Below are 13,914 nucleotides of genomic sequence, written 5' to 3' on the forward strand. Positions count from 1 at the left end.
CGCCTTGATAGGTTACGGGTATGAAAAGTTGTGTGATGCCTTAGGCGTTTTAAACGCGCAGATTTTGAGCAATCACCTACACTGACGAAGAGAAAAATAAAGTGTTCTTCGCCTCCCTGACTAAGGAAAGATGATGGTAATACCTGAAAACAGCTGCATCGTTATTTTTGGTGCTTCCGGTGACTTAACTTACCGCAAACTGATCCCTGCGCTTTATCACCTTTACGCAGATAAGCAGCTTCCCCAATCATTTGCCATCTTAGGTGTCAGCCGCACTGACTACAGTGATGACTCTTACCGTGAAAAGCTCAAGAAATCTCTACAAGAGATGGAAGATACTGAGCCAGAAACGCTCGATGCATTCATGAACCATCTGCATTACCAAGCGGTTAACACAGCTGACAGCGCAGATTATGTAAAACTCAAAGATCGCCTTTCTGAACTGCGTAATCAATACCAGTTTGAATCCGCAAATACTCTATTCTATCTGGCCACGCCTCCAAGCCTTTATAGTGTGATTCCTGCGAGCCTAGCAGCGCACGACTTAAATAATGAAGAGGATGGTTGGAAGCGTCTTATTGTTGAAAAACCTTTTGGCTATGATCTCGCTTCTGCACGTCAGTTAGATAAAGACATTCACGAGCACTTCCAAGAGCATCAAATCTACCGTATCGACCACTATCTTGGTAAAGAGACGGTACAAAACCTATTAGTTTTCCGCTTCTCAAACGCGATGTTTGAGCCACTTTGGAACCGTAACTACATCTCTTACGTTGAGATCACGGGTGCTGAGTTCTTGGGTGTTGAAGAGCGCGGTGGCTATTACGATGGCTCTGGTGCCGTTCGCGATATGTTCCAAAACCACCTGCTGCAAGTGCTGGCAATGGTTGGTATGGAGCCACCAGCTCAAATTAATGCAGATTCAATGCGTGACGAAGTGGTTAAAGTGCTTCAATGTCTAAAACCACTTGAAGAGCATGATCTACGCAACAACTTGGTGCTTGGCCAGTACACCGCCTCAGATGTTCGTGGTGAGTCGCTTCCAGGCTACCGTGAAGAGCACGGCGTAGCCGAAGACTCTCGCACAGAGACGTATGTTGGCCTTAAAGCCTACATCAACAACTGGCGTTGGAACGGCGTACCGTTTTATGTGCGCACAGGTAAACGCCTGCCAACACGTGTCACTGAAGTCGTTATTCACTTCAAGAACACACCACACCCTGTCTTTGGTCAAAACGCGCCTGAGAATAAGCTGATCATCCGCATTCAGCCAGATGAAGGTATCCAGATGAGCTTTGGCTTGAAAGAACCAGGGGCGGGCTTTAAAGCCAAAGAAGTGAAAATGAACTTCCATTACGCCTCTTTACATGAGTCACACATGCTGACTGCCTACGAGCGCCTGCTACTCGATGCACTAAATGGCGATGCGACGCTATTCGCACGTACTGATGCGGTTGAGGCATGTTGGAAATACGTTCAACCTATCCTCGATTTCAAACAAGACCCGCAAGCCCTATTTGGGTATGCTTGTGGTACGTGGGGACCAAAAGAAGCCGACGATTTACTTAATCGTGATGACCGCGCTTGGCGATTCCCATGCAAAAACCTAACAGACACGGACTACTGCGAACTATGATCAACCATAAGATCTTTCAAACTGCAGAGCAGGTTGTAGAGAGCCTAGCAAACGACATGAAGTCGTTCAGCGAACTGGGCCGCCCTGTTCATATCTCTCTTTCTGGTGGCAGCACACCTAAGATGCTCTTTAAACTGCTAGCCACTGACGCTTATGCGACCAGCATTCAGTGGCAAAACCTGCACTTCTGGTGGGGTGACGAGCGTTGTGTTGCACCTGATGATGCAGAAAGCAACTACGGTGAAGCTAATGCACTGCTTTTCAGCAAGGTAAACCTACCTGCTGAAAACATCCATCGTATTCGTGGCGAAAACGAGCCACAATTCGAAGCAGAGCGTTTCGCAAAAGAGATGGCCGAGGTTATCCCAACAGAAAACGGCACACCTGTTTTTGATTGGATCTTATTAGGTGTGGGTGCTGATGGTCACACTGCATCTCTATTCCCTGGTCAAACGAACTACGCAGATGAAAATCTAGCGGTCACTGCCCCTCATCCAGAGTCAGGCCAGATCCGCGTATCGAAAACAGCAAAAGTACTTGAAGCCGCTAAGCGCATTAGCTACCTAGTACTTGGCGCTGGCAAAGTCGATATCGTAAACGAAATTCAAAACACACCTGCCGAAGCGCTGCCTTACCCTGCAGCGAAAATCCAGTCAAAAGCTGGTGAGACAGAGTGGTACTTAGATTCAGACGCAGCGGCGAAAATCGCATAAGCGGTTGGTCGTCCAAAGACATTAATTGGAGAGACACAATGAAAGGTGATATCGGTGTAATTGGCCTAGCAGTAATGGGTCAAAACCTTATCCTAAACATGAACGACAATGGCTTTAAAGTTGTTGCTCACAACCGTACTGCTGCGAAGGTAGACGAATTCCTAGAAGGTCCAGCGAAGGGCACAAACATCGTTGGTGCTTACTCTCTAGAAGAGCTTGTTGAGAAGCTAGAAACGCCACGTAAAGTGATGCTGATGGTGCGTGCAGGTGCTGTTGTAGATACGTTCATCGACAACCTAATCCCTCTTCTAGACGAAGGCGACATCATCATTGATGGCGGTAACACTAACTACCCAGACACAAACCGTCGCGTGGCACACTGCCGTGAGAAAGGTATTCACTTCATCGGTACGGGTGTATCTGGTGGTGAAGAAGGCGCACGTTTTGGTCCTTCAATCATGCCAGGCGGCGCAGCTGAAGCTTGGGAAGCGGTTAAGCCAATCTTCCAAGGTATCTCTGCAAAAACTGACGCAGGCGAACCTTGTTGTGACTGGGTTGGTAACGATGGTGCGGGTCACTTCGTTAAGATGGTACACAACGGTATCGAATACGGTGACATGCAGCTAATCACTGAAGCTTACCAATTCATGAAAGATGGCCTTGGTATGTCTGCAGACGAAATGCAAGCCGTATTCGCTGACTGGAACAAGACGGAACTAGACAGCTACCTTGTTGAAATCACTGCTGATATCCTTGGCTACAAAGATGAAGACGGTGAGCCTTTAGTTGAGAAGATCCTAGACACTGCAGGCCAAAAAGGTACGGGTAAATGGACAGGTATCAACGCACTAGACCTAGGTATTCCACTAACGCTTATCTCTGAGTCTGTATTCTCTCGTTGTCTATCTGCACTGAAAGACCAACGTGTTGAAGCAGAATCTCTATTCGGTAAGACAATCACACCAGTCGAAGGCGACAAGCAAGAGTGGGTTGATGCACTGCGTCAAGCGCTACTCGCTTCTAAGATCATCTCTTACGCTCAAGGCTTCATGCTAATGCGCGAAGCATCGAACGAGAACGGTTGGGACCTAAACTACGGTAACGTAGCTCTAATGTGGCGTGGTGGTTGTATCATCCGCTCTGCGTTCCTAGGCAACATTCGTGATGCATACGAAGCGAACCCAGATATCGCATTCCTTGGTTCTGACGAGTACTTCAAAAACATCCTTCAAGGCAGCCTAGCAGCATGGCGTAAAGTAGCAGCGAAATCATTAGAGTCAGGCATCCCAATGCCATGTACGATTTCTGCGCTATCTTTCTTAGACGGTTACACTACTGCACGTCTACCAGCGAACCTGCTTCAAGCTCAACGTGACTACTTCGGTGCTCACACTTACGAGCGTACTGACCGTCCACGTGGTGAGTTCTTCCACACGAACTGGACAGGTACAGGCGGCGATACTGCTTCTACGACTTACGACGTTTAATTCGTTAACAAGTAAAGAGTGACAAAAGCCAGATATCATTGTGATACCTGGCTTTTTAGTATTTAAGTTGACGAAGTTTTATTACCTGAAACACTGCCCACTCCGTCACCCTGAATTCATTTCAGGATCTACTCACGTGATCGTTGAAACCTCATCAACATCTTTCAGTAGATATTGAAACAAGTTCAATATGACGACGCTAGATGACGGTACTGAGGGATATTTCAACGAGTTCGATATGACAGCGCTAGGAGGATAATGAAAGGCCTACCTAAAAAACACAGTGCTTGGCGTAACTCGTTGCCTCATTCGCACTCCAATCACCTTTTGGCTTCGCTTCTAGACTCTCACACCATCCTGGGCTGCCCACCGCATCACTTAAAAAACAGTGCTTAGCGTAGTCGAGTGTTCCCTGTGCTGTCCATTCGCTTTTTGGCGTCGCATCCATGGTTTCACACCAGCCTTGTGTGCCTACCTCATCCTCACAGCCGTTAAGCAGCGCTAAGGTAGATAGTACTAATATCAGTTTCTTCATTGTCATTTCCCTAGAAGATCATTTGCCCCCACTATAACGTGAAATTGAGCACATGTTGAGACAGCTTATTGACGATCACCCATGGAGGTTGATTTAAAAACCAGTACCGACATTAATGTAACTGGTGACTTTCCCTTCACTAAATGCCAAATCCACACCCATTCTCAGTCCATAACGTCTTGCAATTTTATAACGAAAACCCGCGCCATACGCTTGAACAGACTGATCGTCACTACTGCTATTCAGCGCTTGTCCATAACCATAAAACGCAGACACGTTCCAACGATTATCAATGTCATAAGTTACTTGAGATTGTAACGTTTGAATCTTATCGCCCTGATATCGAAACGAAGGCACACCACGCATATCCACATAAGGCTTTGAGGTTAGTGGCACCAACAGATCATCGGATTCAAATTGCTGATAGTTACCCGCTAAGGCTAAGTTCCATTTATTGGCTAACGGAATATAACCTTGCCCATCAAAGCCAAACACCTGATAGTCATAATCGCCACCCAATTTACGGTCATAAACCATATACTCAGCGTTTAAGATATAGCCCTCTGTTGGGTAGAAAATATTATCGCGCGTATCGTACTCAACGGTTAAGCCCAACGCTGAGTTCGTTGTCTCTCCCAAGCCTGGGACTTTACCAGAATCACCGAGCCACTCTAGAACATCATTAACTCGATCATTACCTACATCCAAAGACACATCCGTCTTGGTCCAAACCTGTTTAACACCCAGCATCAACGGCGTGCTTGCCACTCTAAATTGCAAGTGTTGCAGCGCCGCAATACCACTGTTTTCGGTACCGATTTTCAGCCCTAAGTCTGCGATAGGAAGCTCACGGTAAACATCGAGATTGACCTGACCTAAACCAGCACCACCAGTGTAACGAAGGGCATCTTTAAACCAAGAGTGACGATGCCCTGCAAACGCAAACCAAGAGCCATTTTCTGTGCCTGCAGCCCCAACGACCGTCATCGCAGCCGGAACCAAGCGCGCACCTCCATCAACCGACATCAACGCGGCTTGCTGACGCGCTTTTTTCTCTTCTTCACTTTCATGAAGAAAAAGACCGACGAGACCACCACCGTAGCCAACAGCGGGCTCGGTTATAATTATGGGTACAGGCAGAAACCCTGTCGCGTTCTCGGCGATGTAGTGGCCCATATCGAAGCGGCCATCTTCTGAGTCAGTAAAAGTAGAAGCTGCGACGAAAGGCGAGATAAGTGAACTAAGAAGTGTTAATAACAGTGGTCTATTTTTCATCAACATGTGCATACCTAAATTAAAAAAATACCGGGCGTTACCGCCCGGTATTTGTGTATGCATCCCTGCAATGGACTTTATATAAACTAGCTTGTAGGTGTTACCCACGCAGAAATTGTATGCCCAATAACATTTGCGACTAAATCGCATATGCTGGACTCAATCCATCAAAGTCCAGCCATTCATCCATTGTCGTTAGACAATGAATCGAATTAACTGTATTCAACCACTTTTGCGATGTAGTTGAAGTTACCTGAGTCACCGTGGTAGTTACGGAAGATATCTACTGAGAAGTAGTTTGGTTGATCTGTCTCGATGTAAGTCATCAGTTTCACTTCGAGGTCACCTAGATCTTCACCTGGAGTCGTCGTGATATAGTGATGTTTTACTTTACCTAAACCGTTCTCTTTCGCTTCTTTCTTAGTGATGAAAACTTCTTTCTCTGTTAGGAAGCCAACATAGTCTACTTTTTCAAGGTTAAAGTCTTGGTCTACCGTCATCACTGCTTCACCCTGCTCTTGAACGGTAGCAAGTTGAGCAAGATCGTTGTATACGTCTTGGATCTCTGGGTCAACTTTTGAGTGTGCCATGGCACCAGTAGCTACAAGAGCAAGCGATAGAGTTAATAGTGTTTTTTTCATGTCATTTACCTTCTCAATTTTATGGAATGTCATTTGTCCAAAGTTGGTTTCGAGTCGCTTTTCCGTAGCCGTAGCGATAAATCGCTTCCATATATGTCTTATCGAACATATCTTTTGTTGCCTTTGCAGGGCGATAACTTTGTTCGAGATAAGTCATCCCAAAATCAAAATCATTCACCTCACAGAGGTATTTAATGCGGTATATGTCGCCTTTTGCCTGAAGCACCGTTAACGAGCTAACAGACTTAGTCAAAAGCGGCATACCTTTGTCTTTTAACGGTGTATAAGGTGTTGATAGTGAACCATTTCTTATAACGTCAACACGTGGTCTTTCTGTCAGACCCAACGCCTGTGAGATTTTGTTGTAATCAAAGTTCGACGGATTAAAAAATACCTGCGCCGCCAAACCGCCATCAACATGCAGCTCTTCTAGCTGTTGGTTCTCATGCTCCACTTGAATAAACTGCGGAGGGAAAACGCCCGGTATAGAAGCACTCGCTGCCAATATTTGATGAATCAGTCGAGTTTTGTCTGGCATATCACTGCCTGCAATTGCGCCGACGTTCCACACCATGAGCTCACCTGAATCAAAATGAGTCGTGCCGATAAACAGGCGCTTACCAGCCTGATGTCGCTGCGCGATTTTCACAATCATTTCATCAGGGTAAGCATTCTCGATAAATTCAAACATGTGATTACCATTGGTAAACGCATCCTTAAACAGAGTATTTAGGAAGTTCTTCTTACCCAGTACTTCCTTATCGCTAATACCCAGCATCACTGTCTTCAGGTTCTCTAGCTCATCCTCACCGGCGAAGACAAACGGAGCGATCAAAGCACCCGCACTGATACCCGTAATCACGGTGTAGTCTGGTAGCTGACCTGAATCAGAAAGACCAATGATGGCACCTGCGCCGTAAGCGCCATTGGCACCACCACCAGAGAGGGCGAGAATATTGAGCCTATCGCCCTCAGCTGTTAGTGGTGTGCTGTTGTCATGTTCAGAGTATAAAAATTCAGGCTGCTCATTCCCCCAAAAGCGCAAAGGCTCTTGTTCGGCAATCGGTTCAGAGACAAGTGTTACATCCTTATAGTTGTCTTTTGAAACACGAATATCCAAGGAGTGAGAAGAACTACAAGCCACAAGGAATAAGGAAATCAAAACGATGGTTGCCTTGCCCGTGTAATTTTTCATTTGCATATTGTTGAGTCTCAGAAGTTATTCAGTTAGGTCGCACGCTCTGCAGCTCTGTGCTGATGGGAGGTATGCTAACAACCCTTTTTCAAATCCAACAATCCGGTATGTAGGACTGTATCCTCACCACCTACTTTTCATGACCCATAAACGAAAAATCCAGCCGAAGTGGGCTGGACTAATTGAGTAAAACAAACCTTAAGGCATTGAATATATTAAACTTGCAAATTATCGACTTTGTTTAAAGCTCAAGTACTCCTCTTCAAACAAGTCAGATTTCAACTCATCAATAAGATTCATGACTTCGTCTTCTGGCAATCCAAAGTTTTTCAACAGTTGGCGACCTCGAAGCAAGGTACTCTCGATATACGTCGCCCCAACAAATTCAACACCGTGCTCTCGTAAGAAAAACTCGTCTGCACGTGAGTTTGTTCTCGCATAAACATCAAGCTGTGGATACTGATTCATCATCAAACAGACTTTGCGCAATGACTCTGAGTGAGTTAAAGAAACAAAAGCAGCATTGGCATCGGATAACCCGACTTTCCTGCGTATGCTTGGAAACATAATGTCTCCAAAGTGTGCGTTTAGCCCAAGCTCTTTCGCTTTCTTAATCGAGTCATAATTGATATCTACCCCGATATAGGGAATCTGGGCACGCTTGGCCAAAATCGCAATGAGTCGCCCAACCTCGTCAAGACCAACAATGACCAAAGGCGCTTTGTTCTCGGGAGCCAATGAAATCTCGGGAGCATGTTTGTAGATTAATCGCTTCTCTAAACGATCGCCGATGCCATATAAACAAGGTGTGAGGACCATACTGACACTCACCACCACAATACCAACGGCACCTTGCTGTGCTGAAATGAGTCCGATACTTGTCGCGACACCCAGTAATACAAAGGCGAATTCACCAACCTGACTCAGCGCAAACGCGGTCTTGACGGCAACTCCGGTACTTTTTTGGTCCAGTTTCGCGAGTAAAGTAAACACGACGACTTTGACTAAAACAATCACCACCAACAAGATTAAAACCTGATCGATGTGTGTGCCCGCTGCAACCGGATCTACTGACATACCGACAGAGATGAAAAACAGGCCCATCAGCAGCCCTTTGAAAGGGTTCACAATGCTCTCAAGAGTAAATCGAAACTGTGAATTAGACAGACACATGCCTAAAAGGAAAGCGCCCAGCGTTGAGGATAAGCCCACTTCGTCCACGAGCCACAGCGTTGCTATCAAAGCGACGAACAAACACAGTACAAAGCCTTCTTTATTACGCTCTCGAGCCGCCCAATCGAGGCTTCTCGGCAATAGATAGCGACCGATGACAATGACAGCGGCGACAACTGAAATACCGGTAAGCAGAGGAAGAATAATCCCAGTTTGATGAGTGCCTTGTTGGTGAGCCAACATAGGGATAATTGCCATCACGGGCACAATACTCAGATCCTGGGCCATCAAGTTCGTAAAAATATTCTTACCGTGAGCGGCGTTTACCTCTCCCCGCTCCTCAAGCAAAGTCATCACCACTGCTGTAGACGACTGGGCGAATATCAGGCCGAATACGAGCCCGAGTTGCCAACTAAAACCTAAACAATAGAGAATCGTACAGATGACAGAAGCGGTGATTAATACTTGACCGACCCCTTGCACGACCAAGCTCTTTTTCATTTTCCATAGGTCTTGAGGCTTTACCTCTAAACCAATCGTGAAGAGAAACAGTACTACACCGAAATCAGCAATTTGCTGCAGAAGGTCAATGTCTGTTGTGGCGACAAGCCCAGGGGTGTGAGGACCGAGGGCAACGCCCGCGGCAATGAAACCAATGATGGTTCCAAGTTTAAGAAAAGAAGAGAGTGCGATACAGGCTGTTACGGTGAGCATCACCATAGTCGCGAAGTGTAAAAAGTTGAGGTTTTCCATCTTGGACTCTGAAGATCATGTATTGATCCTCAGAATAAATTAAAGGCCCAAGTCGGCTAAATCAGCTTTGACGTATCAGATCCGTCAGTTATTTTCTATTTAATAAACATTGTCGACATAATCATGAATCGCGGCAATAAGAGACTTCTTGATGTCAGAGATTTGCTTGGAGTGCGGGCACCACAGTGCTATCGGGAATTTAAAACCCTGCCTCAAACCCGATTCTTTTCCACCGACTGGCTGGATAAATTCTCTCGAAGATTCAGATAATTCGAGGATTTTTGGCAACCAAGCCCATCCCATCCCCTCTTTGATAAACTTTACGATTAACGAAACGGTCTCTACTTCCTCGTAATTTGCTGAAAATAAGAGCTTTTCCTTAAGGCCCTCATCAACTAGAGACTTAAGTAGAAACTGGCGATCCTGTTTTAGTTGGTTAACCGCATCAGTGTATTCCATATCGAGAATGTCCGAGCCCTTTTGCACAAAAGGAATCAGTTCTATGTGGCCTAAAAATGTCGCGTCAAAGCTATGAATTGCGCGGCTTTCATGAATGTTCACTAAACCAAAGTGAATTTCACCACTTTCAATCCCCTTTTTAATTTCAGATTTATCTTTCAAAATGCAATTTACCCGCATGGACGGAAAATCAGTGATGAGTTTTTGTCTCAACGCAGCCATCGCCCCGACGGGTATCAAAGGGGAACAAGCAATGGTGATACTCTCTAATCCTCCATACGACAAGCTCAATGCGACTTTATCAAATACTCTAGCCTGCTCAAGTGTCTGTTTTGCATAGTGGTATAATAGATGCCCATCTTCTGTCGGCTCGACTGAACGACCGATACGCTCAAATAAAGTCACCGCCAGTTGGTCTTCCAGGTTGCCAATCACCTGCCCTATTGTCGTTCTGTGCTTGTTAAGTTTGACGGCGGCCTTACTAAAAGAGAGTTGATCATAGACAGTAACGAAGGCTAATAATTGCTCAATACTAAAATTCATACACACACTTTGATTTAAATTATTTATACATAAAAGTTAACACTGATTCACGTAATCACAAATCAAGGCAACAATTTGACCATCCGCTGGGGCATCGCATCGAGACATTTCAATACGATGCCGAATCCAAAATCTCGCTTAGACGACTGATTAGCGCACTTTTAATAGTGGGAAGTCGTATGTCGGTTCAACAAACTCATGTTGCGCCAAAATCGTTTGAATCTCCCATTCACCTAATTCTTCCGTGAGTTTTAAAACACCATAAACGGCATCGTTCGCGTGTTTGAATGCAGAACTTGGAGAAACTCCGTTTACAACGCTGGCACAAAACACCCCCGTGATAAGATCACCGACACCGACGGGTTGCTTATCAAATTCGAGTATTGGTCTTTGCACGACGTAGCACGTTCTTGAGGTAGCTAACATCATGGTAAATGACTCACGTGAGAGCGAATGGAGGTGTTTTACCAATACCGCTTTGGGGCCCATCGACAGTGCCTTTTCACAAGCATGAGCCGCATCCTCAACCGAGTTAATCTCAATACCAGTGAATTGCGTCAATTCAAACTGGTTCGGTACGATAACATCAGCCATTGGCATCAACTTGTCGATCAGCGACTCCTGCACGCCATCTGCGACGATACAACCTTTATCTGGGTCCCCCATTACAGGGTCACACACATAAAGAGCCTCTGGATTTTTCTTTTTCATCGTCGCTACAGAGTCAGCCACAGCCTTACACTGCTCCGCACTCCCCAGGTAGCCAGAGATCAACGCAGAACAATTCTTTAGCTTGCCAATATTGTCGATCCCATGCACGAGGTCTGATATATCAGACGCTTCAAAACTGCGTCCTGTCCAACCTTCACTATATTGAGTGTGATTAGAAAACTGGACTGTATGGATGGGCCATACATCCAACCCCATGCGTTGCATTGGGAAAACTGCGCTGCTATTGCCAGCATGACCGTAAACAACATGAGATTGGATAGAGATAACACTGCCCATGGTTCACTCCTTAATTCTTTAATTGATAGCTAATTACCAGACCATCTTACTGTCAAATTTTGAAACCAGTTAATCGTTCTTGATGGGTAAGATCCATCAAAAGCTGATGTCATTAGTTCAGAAAGTGGAGAAAAATCTCTATCACTAGCAAATTGGACAAATCGATAAAGAACGCTCCCACCAAAGGCACAATAAAGTAGGCTTTTGGCGAGGCGCCATAGAATGAAGTCATACTGTTCATATTCAGCATTGCGGTTGGAGTTGCTCCCAAGCCAAAACCAGCGTGTCCACTTGCCATCACCGCCGCATCATAATTTTGACCTAAAACCTTGTATGTCACACAAGTAACGAAAAACAGCGTGAACAATGTCTGTAGGGTTAGAATCACCATCAGAGGAGCAGCCATGTCAAATAACTGCCACAACTTAACCTCTAGTAAGGCCATCGAGAGAAAGATACTTAGTGACAGCGAGCTTGTTCGTTCGACTTGTCGCATCGCTACTTGAATCGGTTTGCTATCGTGAAACAGGGTTGAGAAACTAGCGCCAAGCAATAATGCATAGACAAAGTTCGGGATCATATTGAGCCAGTGGTAATCCAAAGTTAAAACTAATTGATGAATCATCTGACTGAGCTCTACACAGCAAGCTAATAACACGATACTTGCCATATAATCTGCGACACGATGTGTTTCTGCTTCCGCTCGTTGATTTTGAGCATGCGAATGGGTTTTCTTGGGTGTAATTAGCCCCTTTTTCTCGACAAGGTACGTGCCTAAAGGCGCGCCAATAATACCGCCTATCACTAAGCCAAACGTTGCACAAGCCATTGCGATTTCAAGCGCGTTACTGACTCCAAACTCATCATGAAACATCGTCGCCCAAGCGGCTCCCGTCCCATGGCCACCAGATAACGTGATTGAGCCTGTCATCAACCCTAGCTTCGGTTCTAAACCGAGGAAAGAAGCGGCAGAGACGCCAATAAGATCTTGAAAGATAATGTAAACCACTGCGGTCGCAAGAAATACAACGAACAGTTTTCCACCTTTCATTAGTTGACGAATATTGGCATTGAGACCAATGCCTGCAAAGAACATCAGCATTAACGTGTCTTTAAGCGGTAGCTCGAACGCCAGTTCTATGCCCAGTCGATGCAAGCAAGCAGTGACGAGTGCCGCTAAGACACCGCCAATAACCGGGCCAGGTATATGATATTTGAGCAATAATGGGGTGTTTTTCTTAATTAATTCACCGAAAAACAGCGTCAGAAGTGCAAGCAGTGCCGAAAGAACTGCATTGATGGGGATAATATTCATTTAAAGTAACCAATACTAAGATGTGACTTAATAACTACGGTTATCCTATTTGAATAATAGAAAATTAAATAATCTAGAGTAGAGGATGAAACCCTTCAAATGATCTTAAAAATCACTATACATTTATAGACAAAGCCAATAGAAATTATCTATTGGCTTATAGTCTTAGCGAATTAACTAACGATTTAGTTACTCGACGGTCACTACCACTGGCTCGATCGATTGCAGTCCAGCAGCGATTGGATAAACGACAGCTGAGCCAGGCGCTAGCGCAACGATCGCTTGATTATCTGAAGTAGCGCGAACAATGTTCGGGTTGTCTATCACCCAACCATCAATATGGTCGATGTCTTTCATGCTGCCACTATTATGTAGGCCACGGATAGAAGGAGTAAACTGTGAGCCAGGTGACATCGTCGTACTGCTTGGGAAAGGCATTATCCACTGGAATTCAGACTCACCTTCAGTAACATCAATACGAATCTCTTCAGAGCGAACACCTTCAGCTCTTGCGATTAGGAGTCCATAACCTTCTTCATGTGCGGTAACAAGACCTTTGTCATCGACACTTAATTCTTGAGAAGAGTTTACTGTTTGCCATTGAACCGATGTCGTCACGTTCTCTTCAGAGCCATCTGAGAATGTCGCGTATGCTTCTGCTTGTAAAGAATCACCCACAACCATATTTCGAATTGGGAACTCTACTGAAATCGCCTCAATAACAGCTTCGCCAACCTTTACCGTCGCTGGGCTAGCTGCTTCCACACCTTTGTAAGTCGCTGAAATTAAGCTCAGGCCAGTTTTCGCGCCAAATACAACGCCATTTTCAGAGATAGGTGCGACTTCAGGGTTTGTACTTGTCCAAATAACACCTTCCGGTTGCATTTCATAGCCATCACTGTAAAACACGCGTGCTGACATTGGTCTTGTCACACCAGAGTCAATAGTGACACTGTAAGGGGCGACGAAAACCTCAAGAACTTCACGCTCTTCAGCGACTGCTGAAACACTAAGCGCTGAAATGACACTTGCCGTAAGTAGGCTGTTTAACTTCCACATTTTAAAAATACTCCACTGAAATAGACCATCTAGCGTGACAGTCGTTGAATTATATTAGGGCTCGCTGTTGAGCTGCTAAATATTAACGACGAGAAATGGAGAAGTGGTAGCGCTAAAAAAAA

Annotated in this window: 12 protein-coding genes; 3 read left to right on the top strand and 9 right to left on the bottom strand. The window is 45.3% G+C overall.

The window, feature by feature from the left end:
- Positions 1 to 133: 133 nt before the first annotated feature.
- From zwf to gnd, 3 genes are read left to right on the top strand one after another with little or no spacing between them, the layout of a single operon-like run.
- The gene (zwf, locus tag GT360_RS19375) at positions 134 to 1,636 is read left to right on the top strand and encodes a glucose-6-phosphate dehydrogenase (protein WP_164651166.1); all 1,503 of its coding nucleotides are present in this window, start codon (positions 134 to 136) and stop codon (positions 1,634 to 1,636) included.
- The gene (pgl, locus tag GT360_RS19380; RefSeq protein WP_164650589.1) at positions 1,633 to 2,349 is read left to right on the top strand and encodes a 6-phosphogluconolactonase; all 717 of its coding nucleotides are present in this window, start codon (positions 1,633 to 1,635) and stop codon (positions 2,347 to 2,349) included. The genes zwf and pgl overlap by 4 nt, the downstream gene beginning before the upstream one ends.
- Before the next feature lie 38 nt (positions 2,350 to 2,387).
- Positions 2,388 to 3,836, top strand: coding sequence for a decarboxylating NADP(+)-dependent phosphogluconate dehydrogenase (gene gnd / locus GT360_RS19385; protein ID WP_164650590.1), 1,449 nt, complete (start codon positions 2,388 to 2,390; stop codon positions 3,834 to 3,836).
- Positions 3,837 to 4,107: 271 nt separating this feature from the next.
- On the opposite strand, the gene GT360_RS19390 is transcribed toward gnd, so the two are convergent.
- From GT360_RS19390 to GT360_RS19430, 9 genes are all read right to left on the bottom strand, one after another.
- Positions 4,108 to 4,371 (bottom strand): DUF3012 domain-containing protein, encoded by a 264-nt coding sequence (locus GT360_RS19390; protein WP_164650591.1) that lies wholly within the window; start codon positions 4,369 to 4,371, stop codon positions 4,108 to 4,110.
- 93 nt (positions 4,372 to 4,464) lie between these two features.
- A complete protein-coding gene (locus tag GT360_RS19395; RefSeq protein WP_239502650.1) occupies positions 4,465 to 5,646 on the bottom strand; it encodes a BamA/TamA family outer membrane protein in 1,182 nt (393 codons plus the stop codon).
- A 212-nt stretch (positions 5,647 to 5,858) separates the two neighbouring features.
- Positions 5,859 to 6,287 carry a hypothetical protein gene (locus GT360_RS19400; protein ID WP_164650592.1) on the bottom strand — a complete coding sequence of 143 codons (429 nt, stop codon included), beginning with the start codon at positions 6,285 to 6,287 and terminating at the stop codon, positions 5,859 to 5,861.
- A gap of 19 nt (positions 6,288 to 6,306) precedes the next feature.
- Positions 6,307 to 7,482 (bottom strand): patatin-like phospholipase family protein, encoded by a 1,176-nt coding sequence (locus tag GT360_RS19405; protein ID WP_164651168.1) that lies wholly within the window; start codon positions 7,480 to 7,482, stop codon positions 6,307 to 6,309.
- Positions 7,483 to 7,710: 228 nt separating this feature from the next.
- Positions 7,711 to 9,408, bottom strand: a complete 1,698-nt coding sequence (locus GT360_RS19410) for a cation:proton antiporter domain-containing protein (protein WP_164650593.1) — start codon at positions 9,406 to 9,408, stop codon at positions 7,711 to 7,713.
- Positions 9,409 to 9,507: 99 nt separating this feature from the next.
- Positions 9,508 to 10,410 (bottom strand): LysR family transcriptional regulator, encoded by a 903-nt coding sequence (locus GT360_RS19415; protein WP_164650594.1) that lies wholly within the window; start codon positions 10,408 to 10,410, stop codon positions 9,508 to 9,510.
- Positions 10,411 to 10,560: 150 nt separating this feature from the next.
- Positions 10,561 to 11,418 carry a pyridoxal kinase PdxY gene (gene pdxY, locus GT360_RS19420; protein ID WP_164650595.1) on the bottom strand — a complete coding sequence of 286 codons (858 nt, stop codon included), beginning with the start codon at positions 11,416 to 11,418 and terminating at the stop codon, positions 10,561 to 10,563.
- A 112-nt stretch (positions 11,419 to 11,530) separates the two neighbouring features.
- The gene (gene gltS / locus GT360_RS19425) at positions 11,531 to 12,733 is read right to left on the bottom strand and encodes a sodium/glutamate symporter (protein ID WP_164650596.1); all 1,203 of its coding nucleotides are present in this window, start codon (positions 12,731 to 12,733) and stop codon (positions 11,531 to 11,533) included.
- Between the two features lie 189 nt (positions 12,734 to 12,922).
- Entirely contained in the window at positions 12,923 to 13,792 is an 870-nt protein-coding gene (locus GT360_RS19430; RefSeq protein WP_164650597.1) for an Ig-like domain-containing protein, read from the bottom strand.
- Between the last annotated feature and the right edge of the window lie 122 nt (positions 13,793 to 13,914).

The organism is Vibrio astriarenae (assembly GCF_010587385.1).
In the GTDB taxonomy this organism is placed as follows: domain Bacteria; phylum Pseudomonadota; class Gammaproteobacteria; order Enterobacterales; family Vibrionaceae; genus Vibrio; species Vibrio astriarenae.

Coding starts and splice junctions, on each gene's coding strand:
- zwf (WP_164651166.1), top strand. CDS start 134: ATGGTAATACCTGAAAACAGCTGCATCGTTATTTTTGGTGCTTCCGGT.
- pgl (WP_164650589.1), top strand. CDS start 1,633: ATGATCAACCATAAGATCTTTCAAACTGCAGAGCAGGTTGTAGAGAGC.
- gnd (WP_164650590.1), top strand. CDS start 2,388: ATGAAAGGTGATATCGGTGTAATTGGCCTAGCAGTAATGGGTCAAAAC.
- GT360_RS19390 (WP_164650591.1), bottom strand. CDS start 4,371: ATGAAGAAACTGATATTAGTACTATCTACCTTAGCGCTGCTTAACGGC.
- GT360_RS19395 (WP_239502650.1), bottom strand. CDS start 5,646: ATGAAAAATAGACCACTGTTATTAACACTTCTTAGTTCACTTATCTCG.
- GT360_RS19400 (WP_164650592.1), bottom strand. CDS start 6,287: ATGAAAAAAACACTATTAACTCTATCGCTTGCTCTTGTAGCTACTGGT.
- GT360_RS19405 (WP_164651168.1), bottom strand. CDS start 7,482: ATGAAAAATTACACGGGCAAGGCAACCATCGTTTTGATTTCCTTATTC.
- GT360_RS19410 (WP_164650593.1), bottom strand. CDS start 9,408: ATGGAAAACCTCAACTTTTTACACTTCGCGACTATGGTGATGCTCACC.
- GT360_RS19415 (WP_164650594.1), bottom strand. CDS start 10,410: ATGAATTTTAGTATTGAGCAATTATTAGCCTTCGTTACTGTCTATGAT.
- pdxY (WP_164650595.1), bottom strand. CDS start 11,418: ATGGGCAGTGTTATCTCTATCCAATCTCATGTTGTTTACGGTCATGCT.
- gltS (WP_164650596.1), bottom strand. CDS start 12,733: ATGAATATTATCCCCATCAATGCAGTTCTTTCGGCACTGCTTGCACTT.
- GT360_RS19430 (WP_164650597.1), bottom strand. CDS start 13,792: ATGTGGAAGTTAAACAGCCTACTTACGGCAAGTGTCATTTCAGCGCTT.